At 50.5% G+C, this 16,121-nt stretch carries 16 protein-coding genes, 1 tRNA gene and 1 pseudogene; 8 read left to right on the forward strand and 10 right to left on the reverse strand.

All coding sequences use genetic code 11. The features are described 5' to 3' along the window. The 5 genes and pseudogenes from uraH to BSPA111_RS12235 all read right to left on the reverse strand — a co-directional run bounded on the left by uraH (position 1) and on the right by BSPA111_RS12235 (position 4,358). Positions 1-336, reverse strand: a complete 336-nt coding sequence (gene uraH, locus BSPA111_RS12220) for a hydroxyisourate hydrolase (RefSeq protein WP_183271410.1) — start codon at positions 334-336, stop codon at positions 1-3. Beyond that, complete coding sequence (gene uraD / locus BSPA111_RS22675) at positions 333-851, reverse strand: 2-oxo-4-hydroxy-4-carboxy-5-ureidoimidazoline decarboxylase (protein WP_255459271.1); 519 nt, start codon at positions 849-851, stop codon at positions 333-335. Before uraD ends, uraH begins: the two co-directional genes overlap by 4 nt. Continuing rightward, positions 837-2,087: pseudogene (hpxK, locus tag BSPA111_RS12225) on the reverse strand (allantoate amidohydrolase); the annotation flags it as partial. The gene uraD and the pseudogene hpxK, both read right to left, overlap by 15 nt. Then, a complete protein-coding gene (locus BSPA111_RS12230) occupies positions 2,087-3,328 on the reverse strand; it encodes an alanine--glyoxylate aminotransferase family protein (RefSeq protein ID WP_183271412.1) in 1,242 nt (413 codons plus the stop codon). The gene BSPA111_RS12230 and the pseudogene hpxK, both read right to left, overlap by 1 nt. Before the next feature lie 190 nt (positions 3,329-3,518). Beyond that, positions 3,519-4,358: a MurR/RpiR family transcriptional regulator gene (locus tag BSPA111_RS12235; protein WP_183271413.1), complete on the reverse strand. Its 840-nt coding sequence runs from the start codon at positions 4,356-4,358 to the stop codon at positions 3,519-3,521. A 116-nt stretch (positions 4,359-4,474) separates the two neighbouring features. Here BSPA111_RS12235 and BSPA111_RS12240 point away from each other — a divergent pair, with 116 nt between their 5' ends. Genes BSPA111_RS12240 through hpxZ form a run of 4 tightly spaced genes read left to right on the forward strand, consistent with a single transcriptional unit; the run spans position 4,475 to position 8,028 of the window. Beyond that, positions 4,475-6,061 (forward strand): gamma-glutamyltransferase family protein, encoded by a 1,587-nt coding sequence (locus BSPA111_RS12240; RefSeq protein ID WP_183271414.1) that lies wholly within the window; start codon positions 4,475-4,477, stop codon positions 6,059-6,061. A 10-nt stretch (positions 6,062-6,071) separates the two neighbouring features. After that, complete coding sequence (gene hpxX / locus BSPA111_RS12245; protein WP_183271415.1) at positions 6,072-6,260, forward strand: oxalurate catabolism protein HpxX; 189 nt, start codon at positions 6,072-6,074, stop codon at positions 6,258-6,260. Further along, the gene (locus BSPA111_RS12250; RefSeq protein WP_183271416.1) at positions 6,257-7,639 is read left to right on the forward strand and encodes an AtzE family amidohydrolase; all 1,383 of its coding nucleotides are present in this window, start codon (positions 6,257-6,259) and stop codon (positions 7,637-7,639) included. The genes hpxX and BSPA111_RS12250 overlap by 4 nt, the downstream gene beginning before the upstream one ends. Before the next feature lie 5 nt (positions 7,640-7,644). Further along, entirely contained in the window at positions 7,645-8,028 is a 384-nt protein-coding gene (hpxZ, locus tag BSPA111_RS12255) for an oxalurate catabolism protein HpxZ (protein ID WP_183271417.1), read from the forward strand. A 40-nt stretch (positions 8,029-8,068) separates the two neighbouring features. Here the strand turns inward: hpxZ and puuE are convergent, their stop codons facing one another. Next, positions 8,069-9,025 (reverse strand): allantoinase PuuE, encoded by a 957-nt coding sequence (puuE, locus tag BSPA111_RS12260; protein ID WP_183271418.1) that lies wholly within the window; start codon positions 9,023-9,025, stop codon positions 8,069-8,071. 32 nt (positions 9,026-9,057) lie between these two features. Continuing rightward, positions 9,058-9,795, reverse strand: coding sequence for an aspartate/glutamate racemase family protein (locus BSPA111_RS12265; RefSeq protein WP_183271419.1), 738 nt, complete (start codon positions 9,793-9,795; stop codon positions 9,058-9,060). 222 nt (positions 9,796-10,017) lie between these two features. Between BSPA111_RS12265 and BSPA111_RS12270 the strand changes: the two genes are divergently transcribed. Next, a complete protein-coding gene (locus BSPA111_RS12270) occupies positions 10,018-11,511 on the forward strand; it encodes an NCS1 family nucleobase:cation symporter-1 (protein WP_183271420.1) in 1,494 nt (497 codons plus the stop codon). Between the two features lie 44 nt (positions 11,512-11,555). Here BSPA111_RS12270 and BSPA111_RS12275 read toward each other — a convergent pair. Beyond that, positions 11,556-11,632 (reverse strand) — tRNA-Asp (locus BSPA111_RS12275). Between the two features lie 133 nt (positions 11,633-11,765). Then, positions 11,766-12,497 carry a DNA polymerase III subunit epsilon gene (dnaQ, locus tag BSPA111_RS12280; RefSeq protein ID WP_183271421.1) on the reverse strand — a complete coding sequence of 244 codons (732 nt, stop codon included), beginning with the start codon at positions 12,495-12,497 and terminating at the stop codon, positions 11,766-11,768. Here dnaQ and rnhA point away from each other — a divergent pair. Next, entirely contained in the window at positions 12,451-13,026 is a 576-nt protein-coding gene (rnhA, locus tag BSPA111_RS12285; protein ID WP_183271422.1) for a ribonuclease HI, read from the forward strand. The genes dnaQ and rnhA overlap by 47 nt on opposite strands. Here the strand turns inward: rnhA and BSPA111_RS12290 are convergent. After that, the gene (locus BSPA111_RS12290) at positions 12,974-13,741 is read right to left on the reverse strand and encodes a class I SAM-dependent methyltransferase (RefSeq protein WP_183271423.1); all 768 of its coding nucleotides are present in this window, start codon (positions 13,739-13,741) and stop codon (positions 12,974-12,976) included. The genes rnhA and BSPA111_RS12290 overlap by 53 nt on opposite strands. Before the next feature lie 35 nt (positions 13,742-13,776). On the opposite strand from BSPA111_RS12290, the gene gloB reads away from it, so the two are divergent. Both gloB and mltD read left to right on the forward strand, forming a co-directional pair. Beyond that, positions 13,777-14,532 (forward strand): hydroxyacylglutathione hydrolase, encoded by a 756-nt coding sequence (gloB, locus tag BSPA111_RS12295; RefSeq protein ID WP_183271424.1) that lies wholly within the window; start codon positions 13,777-13,779, stop codon positions 14,530-14,532. Positions 14,533-14,602: 70 nt separating this feature from the next. After that, on the forward strand, positions 14,603-15,961 hold the full coding sequence (gene mltD / locus BSPA111_RS12300; protein ID WP_183271425.1) for a murein transglycosylase D: 1,359 nt from the start codon (positions 14,603-14,605) through the stop codon (positions 15,959-15,961). Positions 15,962-16,121: the final 160 nt, after the last annotated feature.

Raw genomic sequence — 16,121 nt, forward strand, 5'->3', positions numbered from 1 at the left:
CTACGACCCCCGGTAGGTCGACCACGACCAGGGGGTGATCAAAAACGGCAGGTGATAATGCCCGCCGCTTTGCGCGATAACAAAATCAATTTGCGCAGTGGGGTACAGTGTTTCCCGCTGCGTTGCTGCAAAATAAAGCCCGATTTCTGCCGTCAGGCGATAGCGCCCTGCCGCTAATGGCTCCCCGGTGAAATCTTTCAAACGCCCATCAATATCAGTGACACCCCGGGCTATAACTTCCCAGCTTTCAGCGACCTGCTGTTCAAGCTGTATCACAACACCACCTGCCGGTTTCCCCAGGGCGGTATCCAGAACATGAGTACTCAATTGGCTCATTGTGCAAATACTCCTTCCAGACGTAATAAGGTGATTTGGCGCAGTTGTTCCAGCGCTTCAACCTCTTCATCAAGGTCCGAATTATTCAGACGGCGGCGGAGCTCACCCAGAATTTCTTCACCGCTGCGCCCTTTAGCGCGAATCAAAAAGACGCGCCCAAACCGTGCTTCGTAATCGGCATTACCTTGCGCCAGTGCAACCGTTAATGCCGCGTTTTGCCCATCTACCGCAGATTGTTCATCTTTAGAAAGCGCCGCTTCTTTGCTGCTGCCTTGCGCCTTTTCGCCAATTCGCGGATGCGCATTCAGTGCCAGATTCAGCTCTGCACTTCCCCACTGGTGGGTGAGTTGTGAAGCATAATGCTGCAACACGTCAATATTAGAATAGGGACGCGCTATGACTAAACTTTCAGCCCAGGCAGGCAGCGCAACGCATGGCGTGATAAGACTCAGCGCGTCGTTCACCGACGCTTCGTTAAATTCTGCCAACGTATTTTTCGTAGCCAGCGCGATCACTGTTTGCGTATAAGCCTGCACGGCTTGCATCACATCAGCTTCAATAACCGACTCTGCCGGATGATGACTTATCCCGCGTTCGCAGCGAACAAACAGCATGCCGACCGGCCATTTTTCGGCAATAGCAATGGCATCATGCCCTGCCCCACTTGGCAGAGACATCGTTCTTCCCTGCACCGCGCGAATTGCACGGCTTAATTGTTGCTGCAAATGGGCATCACACGGCGTCGCGGGAATCGAATAGTAGGTTTCAGCGTGGAATGTGACATCACGCTGTGCAGCGATTTTATGTGCCTCGCTAAGCAGATTTTCCAGCAACGATTCCAGGTCAGCGTCCCTTGGGCTGCGAATATCCAGCGTCAACTGAACTTCGCCTGGGATCACATTTGCGGCACCCGGCTGACATTGCAGTGTGCCAACTGTTGCAACAATGTCCGGGCTAAATGCGCGAGTCGCGCTTTCGATGTACGTCATCCAGCAAGCGGCTGCTGCGAGCGCATCTTTGCGAATCGCCATCGGCACCGTACCCGCATGACCCGCTTCACCGATAAAGCTACATTTCAAACGACGTGCGCCGTTGATAGCTGTCACCACACCAAGTGCCAGATTTGCCTGTTCCAGAACCGGGCCTTGCTCAATGTGCAGCTCAAGATAGGCACTGAATTCCTCAGGATTACGCGCAGCACTGTGAATTCGCGATGGATCAAAACCGGCATTCACTAACGCCTGGGCGACGCTGGTTCCCGTGGAATCTTCACACACCAGCCAGTTCTGCGGCCATGTCCCGGTGATCCCACGGCTACCCAGCAGCGTGATACCAAAACGTGTGCCTTCTTCATCACCAAAGCCCACGATTTCAATTGCTTGTTCCAATTGAATGTCGTGTTGATATAAGAAAGCGACCACTTCCAGTGCGCTCAACACGCCTAACATACCGTCGTACCGGCCGGCATTGCGTACCGTATCCAGATGTGACCCCAACAAAATCGCCTGCGCCCCTTCCCTGGCACCTTCATAACGCCCGCAAATATTCCCTACCGCGTCCTGCCAGGTCGTCATCCCCACTTGCTCCATCCAGCCAGCCACCAGATGGTTAGCATGCAGATGTTCTTTGGAAAGATAGACGCGCGTCAGATGGCCAGCCGTTTCGCTAATGTGTGCCAGTTCATCTGCCCGCAACATGACACGCTTTGCGGCAACACGTGCCTGCGCCGGATTCATCACATGTTTTAGCATCAGCGACTTTCCTGAGCATAGACATCCCACGCCGACTGCATTGCAGCCCCTTGCGTCGTTTTAAAACCAAGGCGATTAAGCACCGCCTCAAGCGCGGTGAGTGTTTGCAGCACGCAATCTTTACGGGCGTTGTAACCCATTGTGCCGATACGCCAGATTTTGCCCTGCAGCGGGCCGAATGAGGTGCCGATTTCGATATGGAAATCCTCCAGCAACATTTTGCGCACCTCTTCCCCATGAACCACTGACGGGATGACGACTCCCAATACGTTATTCATTTTATGTTGCAGATTGCCGAAGGTTTCCAGCCCCATCCCCTGAATCCCGGCCACCAATGCACGCCCATGCAATTCATGACGTGCAATCCCAGCATCCAGGCCTTCTTCGAGAATAATGCGCGCACATTCACGGGCGGCGAATAACATGCTGGTCGCTTCGGTGTGATGATTCAGACGCTCTGGCCCCCAATAATCCATCACCATGCCGAGATCGAAATAATTCGAATAGATCATCTCGTCATCGCCATCCTGATGCGCAACTGTTCGGATCCCTTCCTCCACACATTTGCGGCGGCGAATAACCTCCTCGATCTCATCGCTTAGGGTAATGGGTGAACTGCCTGATGGACCACCGAGACATTTTTGTAAACCCGCAGAAACCGCATCAATTCCCCAACGATCGGTTTCCAGTGCGTTGCCACCAAACGAAGCAGTGGCATCGGTATAAAACAGCACGCCGTGACGGCGGCAGATCTCACCCAGTTCAGCCAGTGGCTGGAGCATCGTGGTGGAGGTGTCACCCTGAACGGTTAGCAACAAGCGCGGTTTAACGGTTTTGATGGCATCTTCAATTTGGTCAGGGGTAAAGACTTCCCCCCACGGAACTTCAATAGTGTGAACCTCTGCCCGGCAACGGCGCGCTATTTCACATAGTAGATGGCCAAAACGCCCGAACACTGGCACCAGCACTTTATCGCCAGGTCGAATAGCCGATAACAAGATTGCTTCAATACCTGAACGAGAAGTGCCATCCACCAGCATCGTCCAGCGGTTTTGAGTGCGGAAAAGCTCGCGATACAGCACCATCACTTCATTCATATAGCCAGTCATTACCGGGTCATACTGCCCGATCAACTGGCTTGCCATGGCCCGCAACACACGGGGATCGGCATTGATTGGCCCTGGCCCCATTAACAAACGATGCGGCGGGTTAATTTGCGTGAAGTGCTGAATATCGAACATGGCATTTCCTTTTATTCGTCTGAAACAAAAGATTCTTTATGAAAATATTCTGCAACTAATGTGCCACTCACTTTCATTGATGCCAAGGAAAGGAAGATGCAGTATTCCAATTTAATGTTGATGCTTACCTGCCCAAGTGAATGAACCAGAATGGTTCCCAGGGCATGTGCAAACGCACTATTAAAGTGCGTTAACGTTGCTCAAGCTCATCAAGCTCGGAATACAACTCTGCAATGTGATGAATGCGCTGGCGGCCTGTGGTTAACGCTTCATGCAGTACTGCGTTGGAAAGTAAATTCACCAGACTCATCGCACTGCTGTAACTGTCAAACGCCGATACGCTATCGAGCGGCGCTGCAAAGTGCCAGCGACAATATGGCGTCAGTCCAGAGCCTTGCGCTTCGCTCATTACCAGAAGCGGCACCTGGCGTTCATGCAGATTTGCCAGCAACGGCTTGATGATGCGCGGGCGCCTGCGAAACGCGATAACAACGACACAATCGTGCTCGTTAATATCCACGACATCTTCCGCCAGCGTCTGCCCCGGTTGAGGTAATAAATAAACATCGCTACGAATTTGCAATAACTGCTGACGTAAGTGCACGGCAACGGGCCAAGAATTTCTTAACCCGATAATAAAAATACGTTTTGCAGCATTCAGCGCGGTGACAACATCAGCAAACTGTTGCGTTTCAAGCTGGCTAATCCATTGCGTCAGGTTGGCCATTTCCTGTTTGTAATGCCGCGCCAGTAATGTATTTCCTTGCACCGCGTCGCGGTTTTCAGTCAACGGCATCCCGCTCTGGCGCAGGGTGCGCAGCTCCTCGCGCATATCTTTGTAACGTTCATAGCCAAGGCGTTTGAATAAGCGGCTGACGGTGGCTTTCGATACGCCAGAAAGGCGTGCCAGTTCCGCACTGTTGTAACTGATCAGGTCATCAAAATGATCGACGATAAACGCTGCAACGCGCTGTTCTTGCGGGGAAAGCTGTTCGTACGCCGCCCTCAATCGCTCATCTAATTGTTTCATTATGGCCTCTGTAACTTTTGTTTCACCCGAGACTGGCACAGTGAAACTAATCGCGTCAACCTGGAACATCTTTTGCTTAACTATAACTTCAGCTTACGTTCATAGAGATAAAGACGATGATGCAAAGCAATATGGCACCTTCCGGTATGGCGGTCACACCGCACCATTTGGCGAGTGAAACCGCATTATCCGTACTGCGCCATGGTGGTGACGCCATCGAGGCGATGGTCGCAGCAGCAGCTACCATCGCCGTGGTTTATCCTCACATGAATGGAATTGGCGGTGATGGATTTTGGCTAATTGTTCCGCCAGAAGGCGAACCTATTGCGATTGATGCCAGCGGTGCAGCGGGTTCCCTTGCTTCAATCGAGTTTTACCACGGCGAAAAAAATATCCCGCATCGTGGCCCGAAAGCGGCGTTGACCGTTCCCGGCACGCTTAGCGGGTGGAATGAGGCGTTAAAAGTTGCGGTGGAACTTGGTGGCGGGCAATTGCCGCTCTCACGTTTATTGGCCGATGCCATTCGCTATGCGGCAGATGGCATTCCGGTGACAACATCTCAAGCCCTGGCGACGCACAGTAAATATGACGAACTGGTCAATATTGCAGGCTTCGCCGAGACTTTTTTGCACAGGAGTGAGATTCCTCGGGTCGGCAGTCGCTTTACCCAACCCAGGCTTGCCGAAACGCTGGCACGTCTGACCGTTGAAGGACTTGATAGCTTTTATCGCGGGCCGCTCGCGGTTCTCATCGCCGAAGAACTTGCTGACTTAGGGGTGCCGATAACACGACAAGATCTCGCCGCCCAACGAGCAAAACGCAGGATACCTCTGCGACTTAGCCACCAGCACGGTGAGATTTTTAATATGACTCCACCGACCCAGGGCCTGGTTTCACTGGCGATTTTGGGCATAACCGATCATTTAGACATGGCGCAAGCCGATGAAACCCAAACCGTTCACCGCATCGTAGAAGCCACCAAAAAAGCGTTTGCGCTGCGCGACAAATACATTACCGACCCTCGCCATATCACCACCTCCATACAAAGTTTGTTAGACCCTCAACCGCTCGCCCGCCTTGCCGCAGAAATTGACGACAACAACGCGGCTAGCTGGGGAACAGGAAAAGGCCCGGGTGACACGGTTTGGATGGGCGTCATTGACAGCAGTGGACTTGCCGTTTCATTTATTCAAAGTATTTATCATGAGTTCGGCAGCGGCGTTGTGCTGCCAAAAAGCGGGGTTCTGTGGCAAAACCGTGGCGCGGCGTTCAATCTCGATCCCGAAAGCCTGTTAAGCCTGGCTCCGGGAAAACAACCGTTCCATACCCTGAATCCGGCGGCTGCACGTCTTGCCGATGGAAGAACCATGGTTTATGGCTCAATGGGCGGCGACGGGCAACCTCAAACTCAGGCAGCCATTTTTACTCGTCATGTCATTCAGGGCATGCCGCTACAAGAAGCGGTTACCGCACCACGTTGGTTACTGGGCAGAACATGGGGGCAAGCCTCTGACAACCTGAAATTAGAAGCCAGATTTAGCCCAGAAACCTTCGAAACCCTGCGTGAGTTAGGGCATGAAGTTGAGACACTACCCGATTTCAGCGAGGCAGTGGGCCACGCAGGTGCCATTGTTCGCCATACTAACGGCATGCTTGAAGGAGCTTACGACCCTCGAAGCAATGGCAGCGCCGCTGGATTTTAAGGAATCAAAGATGACATCTACATTTATCGACTGGCCCACTTATATCCAGTTAATGGAGCAACTTCTTAACGTTCCTCTTGACGATGCACGTCGTAGAGAGCTGGAAGTTCAACTGGTACGCATGGCTGCGCTGGCCGAACCGTTGATGGAATTTCCGTTGCCGCAACGCCAGGAAGTGGCTGGGATTTATAAACTATGAACACGCTGTCTATTCGCGAAATTCAGCAAGGATTAGCCCAGGGCAAGTTTTCAGCTGGCGAGCTGGCTCAGCTTACGCTTGCAAAAATAGAACAATCCAACCCTGAGATTAATGCTTTTACCGAAGTGACTGCGCAGCGTTTACGACAAGAAGCCGAAGCCGTTGACCGACGGCGCTCACTTGGGGAACCCCTGTCTCCGCTGGCTGGCGTCCCCTATGCGGTAAAGAATCTCTTCGATATTCAAGGCACAACAACACTTGCTGGCGCTGAGCTGTTTAGTTCTCAGCCTCCTGCAAGTACTGATGCCTTCGCTATCAAACAGTTGAGTGCAGCCGGAGCCATGCTTTCCGGTGCTCTCAATATGGATGCGTACGCCTACGGCTTTACCACAGAAAATAATTATTACGGTGCATCCCGCAATCCTCATGATACCAGCCGCATTGCGGGAGGTTCATCGGGCGGTTCTGCGGCTGCCATCGCCGCCGGAATGGTGAATTTTTCCCTTGGCACCGACACCAACGGATCCATTCGCGTTCCGGCTTCGCTGTGTGGTGTCTTAGGGTTGAAACCTACCTTTGGGCGCCTCTCACGCAGCGGTAGCCAGCCGTTTGTTGCCAGTCTTGACCACATTGGCCCATTTGCTCGCAACGTGGATGACCTGGCGCGCGTTTATGATGCTCTTCAGGGCCCCGATGCGACCGACCATTTCCAGTCAATACGCAGCATTGAATCTGTTACCGATAAACTTGAATGGGTTGGAGGTTTGCGATGCGCTGTTTTGGGTGGTTTTTTTGAGAGCTGGTGTGACGCTGACGCAAAGGCCGCTGTGACCCAGGTCGCTCACGCCCTTGAAGCCCTTGAATCTATCTCACTGCCTGAAGCCGAATTAGCACGCTCGGCGGCCTTTTTGCTTTCCGCTGCAGAAGGGGGAAATCATTACTTACCTGCATTACGCGAACAAGCTGAATGCTTTGAGCTTAACTCCCGTGAACGCCTTTTGGCAGGGGCCATGACGCCATCGGCCTGGTACACACAAGCGCAACGGTTTCGGGGGTGGTTCCGTGACAAAACTCTGCCACTTTTCGAACATTACGACCTGCTTATCGCACCCGCCACACCGTGCAGCGCCACATTAATCGGCCAACAAACAATGCATATCAACGGAATTGATCTTCCCGTCAAAGCCAGTATGGGAATGCTGACACAACCGATTTCTTTTCTTGGCTTGCCTGTTGTCACGGTGCCATTGATGACCGCCAATAGCATGCCCATTGGCGTGCAACTTATCGCGGCACCATGGCGTGAAGATATCTGCCTGAGAGCCGCCCATCAGCTTGAAATACAGGGTATGCTGGTAGGAAACCACCAGGTAAGGTAAATCCTATGATGCGAGACAATATTGATCGCCCGGCAATCGTCAATGAAGTGAGTGACGCTTTTTACCGCTACGAACAGGCGTTGATTACCAACGATATTGCAGTGTTAGATGAATTATTTTGGTCTGACCCCCGCACCGTTCGTTATGGCGCCAGTGAAAATCTGTATGGAATCGACGAGATCAGAGCGTTCAGAAATACCCGTTCCTCTCAAGGTTTAGACAGGCTTTTGCAAAACACGACTATCACTACTTACGGCGATGATATGGCGGTTGCCAGCACTGAATTTACTCGTGAAGGCAGCGATAAAATCGGCCGCCAGATGCAAACATGGGTCAAGTTCCCTTATGGCTGGCGTATCGTTGCAGCCCACGTCAGCATAATGAGTTAAACGGCGCGGCGGGTAATTTCAGTTTCACCCGCCACGTACATCATCCTTTAAACGGATGCGTTTTGACCCAGTGCTCGGCAATATCCTGTCGACGGCAAATCCACACGTCATCATGCTGTTGCACATAATCCAGGAAACGCTGTAACGCTCTGAATCGACCAGGGCGCCCCAACAAGCGGCAATGCATACCAATCGACATCATTTTAGGTGCCGTTTCCCCTTCTGCATACAACACATCAAAGCTGTCCTTCAGATACGCATAAAACTGCTCGGCGGTATTAAAACCTTGTGCCGTGGCAAAGCGCATATCATTGGCATCAAGCGTGTATGGCACAACCAGATGCGGTTTGATGGAGCCGTCGCTACAGGTGACTTCACTCCAGAATGGTAAGTCGTCGCCATAATAATCACTGTCGTACAGGAAACTGCCGTTCTCCACCACCAGCCGACGAGTGTTCGGGCTGTCGCGGCCTGTATACCAGCCAAGTGGTTTGCTGCCGAATAAATCCTCCAGAATCTCGATAGCCTGGTGCATATGCTGACGTTCTGTGGCTTCATCCAGATTTTGATAGTGGATCCAGCGCCAGCCATGGCTTACGACGTCATAATCCGCCGCTTTTATTGCTGCAACGATTTCAGGGTTGCGCGCCAGTGCCATCGCAACCCCGAAAATACTCATGGTCAGGCCGCGCTTTTGAAACTCATTGTGGATGCGCCAGAACCCGGCGCGCGATCCATATTCATACAGTGAATCCATCGACATATGGCGGTCAGGGAAACTGGCGGCACCGATAATATCAGAGAGGAATTGTTCAGAACCCGCGTCGCCATGCAGCACGTGGTTCTCCCCACCCTCTTCGAAATTGAGGACGAACTGCACGGCAACCCGGGAATTATTCGGCCACTGAGGGTGTGGTGGCTTACCGGCGTAACCTTTCATGTCACGCGGGTAATTCCCGGTAAAGTGATAGCTCTTTTTTTTCGGTTCTTCAGTCATGGTTCGGTTCCTTATGAGCCGAGCCATGAACATCAACTCAGCATGTCAAAACAGCCCGATAACGGCTTTTTATTTGGATACGCGAGGTCACCGTGTTTACTCGTCCCGACGCCAAGAGCAATGAGGGATTCCACCATTTTCACTGCGGCAGTGACGCCATCAATAACGGGAATACCCAGTTCGCTCGTTAGCTCCCGTGCAAGATTGGCCATTCCTCCACAACCCAGCACAATCGCTCCGCTGTTATCTTCTTTCATGGCTTGTATACAACGCTCGCGTACCTTCAACTGAGCAAGACCCGTGCCATCTTCTAAAGCCAGCACAGGTAGATCGATCGCATGAAGGGCTGCACAGTGATGTTCGAATCCATACTGACGCAGCAAGTGACGTGCAATAATCACTGTACGTGGCAGCGTAGTGACAATAGAAAAACGTGTAGCAACGAGTGTGGCGACATGCATCGCCGCTTCAGCGATGCCGATCACCGGCCCGCTGGCGAGTTCGCGTGCCGCCAACAAACCCGGATCGCCGAAACAGGCAATGACATGACCACTAACGCCCTGCTCTTTGCCAAGTTTGATCTGCTCAAGAACCCCGATGGCAGCAATCGCCTCGTCAAAATGTCCTTCTATAGACTCCACGCCTTGTGATGAACAAACGGCGATGATTTCACTGGAAGGAGCGGCCACGCTGCGTGCTGCTTCAGCAATAGTGTGCGTCATCGCCACGTTGGTGTTGGGATTGATAACCTGAATCAAATGTTGCGTCATACTGGTTCCTCGATATTTCCCCCCCTGTGGCTGAGCACCACGGCTGGGCATTGTTGTGTTTTTTTGCACTATCATAAGGCGAAATTTACATCAGCATGGCTCTATTTTCGCGCCTTACGCGCCAAAACCCCGCTTATTCCGTTAAGAATGAAACCTGGCCTGGTTCATGCAACGAAAGTTGCAGACAATCCGTCAACCTCTGTTTTACCAGGAGCAGATATCATGCCAAACATTGAACCCAACACGACTGCCATGACCGATAGCCCCAACGCTGGATATAGCCCGCGCCTGTGTAACGATGACCTGGCGCCAACGCGTAACCAGACATGGTCCTGGTACAATATTTTTTCTTTCTGGATGTCCGATGTACACAGCATGGGTGGCTATGTTGTAGCCGCGAGCTTTTTCACATTAGGGCTGGCGAGTTGGCAGGTCTTACTTTGCCTGTTGGTGGGAATTTGTATTGTGCAGCTGTGTGCGAATCTGGTCGCAAAACCAAGCCAGATGGCGGGCGTGCCTTATGCTGTGATTTGTCGTCAGGCCTTTGGCGTTTTTGGTGCCAATATTCCAGCTGTGATCCGCGGGCTCATTGCCTTTGCCTGGTACGGTATACAAACATATTTAGCCGCGAACGCGCTAATGTTGGTATTACTCAAATTCTGGCCATCGCTTGCCCCATTGACCACCGGGCACTTCCTGGGTCTTTCGCACCTCGGATGGGTATGCTTTGGCATTATGTGGGCATTACAGGCGGCGGTGTTCTGGCATGGCATGAATGCCATTAAACGATTCATTGATATCGCAGGTCCTGCTGTTTATATCGTGATGATGGCGCTGGCGGGGTGGATTTTGTATCAGACAGGATTTGACGGAATTTCGTTTACGCTTGCCAGCAAACAGCTCACTTCCGGTGAACAAGCATGGCAGATGCTTACCGCTATCGCGCTGGTCGTTTCTTACTTCTCCGGTCCACTATTGAACTTCGGTGACTTCTCGCGCTACGGCAAAAGTATGAGAGAGATCCGCCGTGGCAATCGCTGGGGGCTACCGTTCAACTTCTTGCTGTTCTCTATCGTGACCGTTGTGATTGTCTCCGGCACTCAATCTCTGTTTGGCAAAATGATTACCGATCCAATTGAAACCGTCAGTCACGTGGGCAATAGCCTGGCGATGGCGATTGGTTTGCTGACCATGATCACCGCCACCATCGGTATTAATATCGTGGCGAATTTTGTTTCACCCGCTTTCGACTTTTCTAACTGTTCACCGCAAAAAATCAGCTTCCGTACCGGTGGGATGATCGCTGCTGTTGGTTCCGTGTTGCTGACACCGTGGAACTTATTCCAGTCACCCGAACTGATTCACTACACGCTGGATGTGTTGGGATCGTTCATTGGGCCGCTGTTCGGCATCCTGCTGACCGATTTCTACATCATTAAGCGCAGTAAAATTTATATCGATGATTTGTTCGATGACACTTCCAAAGGCCGCTATTGGTACAAAAGTGGGTTCAATCCGAAAGCGATTATGGCACTCGTGCCGTCTGTCGCGGTTTGCCTGACAATCAGCTTTATCCCATCACTGCATGAAGTCGCAAACTTTAGCTGGTTTATCGGGGCGTTTCTGAGCGCTGGCTGTTACCGCTGGCTGGCTCGGGCTGAAAAAGTGAGTGATGTTGCGGAATATAATGGGCAGGTTGTAGTTACGAAGGATTAAAACGACGAAAGCCTGAATCATTTCTGATTCAGGCTTTCTAATTGTGGCGGAACGGACGGGACTCGAACCCGCGACCCCCTGCGTGACAGGCAGGTATTCTAACCGACTGAACTACCGCTCCGCGTTTGTTCCCCGTCGGGAACGAGGCAGATATTACGTATTGCGCTCATGGGCGTCAACGTTTTTTCTTATAAATCTAACTGCTTGCCGTTATTTTCACCCAAACGGTGATTTTTAAATCATTTCAGCTGTGTTTATATACGCCAAAGACAACTTCCGCCCTTCTTTTCCACCAGATCAAGTCGTGACTCATGCGCTTCCAGCTCAGCATCAGTGGCCCGAATGATGCGTACACCCGAACTGTTGCGCACAACACGCTGAATTCCGTTATCTCCACTACGTGTCTGTACATCCCCTTCCATCGCAAACTTCAACGACGTTTGCCCGCCCGTCATCATTAAATAGACGTCGGAGAGAATTTGGGCATCGAGCAACGCGCCGTGCAGCGTTCGCTTACTGTTGTCTATTTCGTAACGTGAGCAAAGTGCATCGAGGCTGTTTCGCTTGCCCGGAAACATCTTTCGCGCAAGTGCAAGGCTGTCGGTGATTTTGCAGAAAGTATTGGTTTTCGGGATATCACGCTTGAGCTTGCTGAACTCATAGTCCATGAACCCGATATCAAACGACGCGTTATGGATGACAAGTTCTGCACCGCGAATGTAATCCAGGAATGAATCTGCAACCTGGTCAAAGGTTGGTTTATCCGCCAGAAACTCGTCGGCAATTCCATGCACGCCAAACGCTTCCGGGTCCACCAGCCGGTCTGGCTTTAAGTAGACATGGAAGTTATTGCCCGTCAGACGGCGGTTAATCACTTCAACCGCACCGATTTCAATAATGCGATGCCCTTCGTAGTGAGCACCGATTTGGTTCATACCGGTGGTTTCAGTATCGAGAACGATCTGTCGTGTAATTGGTGTGCTCATGGCGCTCGTTTATGTCAGACTTGGTTTTTTAATCACAGGAAGTCTACCAGAGATGCGTAAACAGGTAGAAATTTTCACCGATGGCTCCTGCCTCGGTAATCCGGGCCCAGGTGGTTACGGTGCCATTCTACGGTACAAACAACACGAAAAAATTTTTAGCGTCGGCTATCGGTTAACAACGAATAATCGCATGGAAATGATGGCGGCAATTGTCGCTCTTGAGGCGCTAATCGAACCTTGTGACATTGTGCTCAGCACTGACAGTCAATATGTGCGCCAGGGAATTACACAATGGATTCATAATTGGAAAAAACGTGGCTGGAAAACAGCCGATAAAAAGCCGGTGAAGAATGTCGACTTATGGCAACGTCTGGACGCCGCGCTGAGCGAGCATAAAATCAGTTGGGAATGGGTGAAAGGCCACGCCGGTCACCCTGAAAACGAACGCTGCGATGAACTTGCACGTGAAGCCGCGTCTAATCCAACTCTTGAAGATGTTGGTTATCAACCAGAGGCGGTGAAACCTTAGTCGTTTCCTTAAACTGCCTTGTCGCGCCAACTGCTGAGCGGATTTGCGTTTTCGCTGAACGGCTTTTCATTGGATTCAGCGTAAGTGGCAATGTCCTCTTACGCGCCACAATGACATGCATACAACCCAGCGCAGGCAGGTGAGTACTCAGCATTTTCCCACCTTGTTTACTCCAGGGTAAAACCTGGAAACTGCGCTGATGCATGACTTCAAAATTCAGCAATGCCAACCAGTCGAACATCCTCATCGGTGTAAACATCCGGCAATGGTATGGTGTACGCTTGCGCATGAATGGCACTGCTTTGCCTAACCCTAACAAACTCATCGGGTTGAAGCTGCTCAGAATCAACCATCCGTCATCAATCAAAATCCGGTCGGCTTCGCGCAGCAATCCATGAGGATCCTGGCACCAGGGTAATGTATGAGCCAACATACATGCATCCACAGATTTTGCGGCAAAGGGTAAATGAAGTGGATCGGCATTTACCTGAAGTCTTTCGCCTTGTAGGCCGACATTAACCTGATGTGAAATAGCACACGCTTCAGTGTTAATTTCAGTACTTAGATTGCCTATTTTCAGCAGATGAAAACCAAACATTTTGGCAAGCCATGGCTGGAGTTGGATTTCCAACGCCTCGCGGTAGTACTCGCCCCAGGGCAGTTCTCCCCAATGATGCGGTGAAATGAAATTTTCAGGTATCCTTGCCGGTTTCATCACTACCTTCTTAACGCAATTCAAAGAGGTTAATTATGAATCTTAACAGTATTTCTGCATTCCAGGATAACTACATCTGGGTCCTGAATGATGAACAGGGTAAATGCGTCATTGTCGACCCGGGTGAGGCTCAACCGGTGCTTAAAGCAATTGAAGATAATCACTGGCAGCCAGAAGCCATTTTGTTGACACACCATCACAACGACCATGTTGGTGGCGTGAAAGAACTTCTCAAAAAGTACCCAGGCCTTGTGGTATATGGGCCCGAAGAGACACAAGATAAGGGAACGAACCGGATAGTCAGAGAGGGTGATAAGGTCAATATTTTGAAGTATGAATTTAGCGTTATTGCTACACCCGGTCACACTTTAGGACATCTGTGTTTCTATAGTAAACCTTATCTTTTTTGCGGCGACACAATGTTTTCTGGAGGGTGCGGCAGGCTTTTTGAAGGCACAGCAGAGAATATGTATGATTCTTTTCAAAAGCTTAACAAACTACCTTCAGATACGTTAATTTGTTGCGCTCATGAGTACACTCTTTCAAATATGAAATTCTCCTTATCAATCTTACCTGACGATGAAGAATTAAATCGATATTGTCGAAAAGTTAAGGAGTTACGCTCAAAAAACCACTCAACATTACCCAGTTCCCTGGCAATAGAGCGCAAAATAAATTTATTTTTAAGAACAAATGATGTTGATTTAAAAGATAAAATTAATAAAGAAACAAACTTGCAACAACCACAGCAGATATTCGCCTGGTTACGGACAAAGAAAGACGCATTCTGAATTTTCTGGTTGTGTTGTTGGAAAGTGGAAGGTATCCTTGCTCGTCTTTTAAGCAACTATTGACACACACATGAAGGCAAAAGCGATATTACTCGCCTCTGTCCTGCTTGTGGGGTGCCAGGCGTCAAGGCATGACGGCAACATCCAACAGCACGCACAGAGTCTGTCTGCAGCTGGTCAAGGTGAAGCAGGAAAGTACACGAGTACGCGATGGATGGACGATGGAACATACCTCGCAGATAACCAAAACTTGTGGAACTTCATTGGCGACGAGCTAAAGATGGGGGTACCGGAAAATACCCGGATCCGCGAACAGAAACAGAAGTACCTTAAGAATAAGAGCTATCTCCACGATGTAACATTACGGGCAGAGCCGTATATGTACTGGATTGCCGGGCAAGTTAAGAAACGCAACATGCCAATGGAACTAGTACTGCTACCCATAGTGGAGAGCGCTTTTGACCCCCACGCTACATCATCTGCGAATGCCGCTGGCATCTGGCAGATTGTACCGAGCACGGGTCGGAATTATGGTTTAAAACAGACCAAAGCATACGATGCACGTCGTGATGTAGTGGCTTCAACCACTGCCGCTCTCGATATGATGCAGCGTCTGAACAAGATGTTCGACGGCGACTGGTTATTAACCGTGGCGGCGTACAACAGCGGCGAAGGTCGTGTACTGAAGGCAATGAAAGCGAATAAAGCTCGTGGCTTACCTACGGATTTTTGGTCGCTTTCACTGCCACGGGAAACCAAGATTTACGTACCAAAAATGCTGGCTTTGAGTGATATTCTCAAAAACAGCCAAAAGTACGGTGTACGCCTACCGACGACTGACGAAAGCCGTGCCCTGGCACGTGTGGAAGTTAGTGATCCGGTCGAGCTTACGCAGGTCGCCGAAATGGCCGGGATACCGTTAAAAACGCTGAAAACGTTCAATGCTGGAGTGAAAACTTCAACTATTGGCAAGACTCAGCGTTATGTAATGGTTCCTAAGAAGCATGCTGAGCAGCTAAAAGCCTCTTTGGCTTCTGGTGAAATTGCAGCTGTGCAGCCTACGTTAGTTGCTGATAACAGGGCTAACGCGGGTGGCAATAAATCTTATCGTGTTCGTTCAGGTGATACCTTATCGAGCATTGCTACACGCTTAGGTGTTAGCACAAAAGATTTGCAGAGCTGGAATGGCATACGTGGCGCGAACATTAAAGTAGGTCAAACGCTTAGCGTCAAAAAAGGCGATGAGCGTTTAGCTAAAAACGATAGCATCACTTATAAGGTGCGTAAGGGTGACTCCTTGTCGAGTATCGCAAAACGTCACGGTGTGAACATCAAAGATGTTCTGCGCTGGAACGACGATACAGACAATCTGAAACCCGGTGATCAGTTAACGCTGTTTGTTAGCAATAACTCTACACCTGATACGTGATTGTGAATCAAAGAAAAAGGCACCTAAAAAGGTGTAATGCCGATCAGTTAAGGATCAGTTGATCGATCCAGTAGCTGTGTAAGAATCCGGAAATGTTCTTCGTTTCCGGATTTTTTTATGCATATCGGGCAGGCTCTTGATCTCGTTTCACGTTACGACT

This window comes from Buttiauxella sp. A111, assembly GCF_014189855.1.
GTDB lineage: Bacteria > Pseudomonadota > Gammaproteobacteria > Enterobacterales > Enterobacteriaceae > Buttiauxella > Buttiauxella selenatireducens.

Coding starts and splice junctions, on each gene's coding strand:
- BSPA111_RS12250 (WP_183271416.1), top strand. CDS start 6,257: ATGAACACGCTGTCTATTCGCGAAATTCAGCAAGGATTAGCCCAGGGC.
- puuE (WP_183271418.1), bottom strand. CDS start 9,025: ATGACTGAAGAACCGAAAAAAAAGAGCTATCACTTTACCGGGAATTAC.
- BSPA111_RS12265 (WP_183271419.1), bottom strand. CDS start 9,795: ATGACGCAACATTTGATTCAGGTTATCAATCCCAACACCAACGTGGCG.
- BSPA111_RS12240 (WP_183271414.1), top strand. CDS start 4,475: ATGATGCAAAGCAATATGGCACCTTCCGGTATGGCGGTCACACCGCAC.
- uraH (WP_183271410.1), bottom strand. CDS start 336: ATGAGCCAATTGAGTACTCATGTTCTGGATACCGCCCTGGGGAAACCG.
- gloB (WP_183271424.1), top strand. CDS start 13,777: ATGAATCTTAACAGTATTTCTGCATTCCAGGATAACTACATCTGGGTC.
- BSPA111_RS12235 (WP_183271413.1), bottom strand. CDS start 4,358: ATGAAACAATTAGATGAGCGATTGAGGGCGGCGTACGAACAGCTTTCC.
- BSPA111_RS12270 (WP_183271420.1), top strand. CDS start 10,018: ATGCCAAACATTGAACCCAACACGACTGCCATGACCGATAGCCCCAAC.
- hpxX (WP_183271415.1), top strand. CDS start 6,072: ATGACATCTACATTTATCGACTGGCCCACTTATATCCAGTTAATGGAG.
- hpxZ (WP_183271417.1), top strand. CDS start 7,645: ATGATGCGAGACAATATTGATCGCCCGGCAATCGTCAATGAAGTGAGT.
- mltD (WP_183271425.1), top strand. CDS start 14,603: ATGAAGGCAAAAGCGATATTACTCGCCTCTGTCCTGCTTGTGGGGTGC.
- dnaQ (WP_183271421.1), bottom strand. CDS start 12,497: ATGAGCACACCAATTACACGACAGATCGTTCTCGATACTGAAACCACC.
- BSPA111_RS12230 (WP_183271412.1), bottom strand. CDS start 3,328: ATGTTCGATATTCAGCACTTCACGCAAATTAACCCGCCGCATCGTTTG.
- BSPA111_RS12290 (WP_183271423.1), bottom strand. CDS start 13,741: ATGAAACCGGCAAGGATACCTGAAAATTTCATTTCACCGCATCATTGG.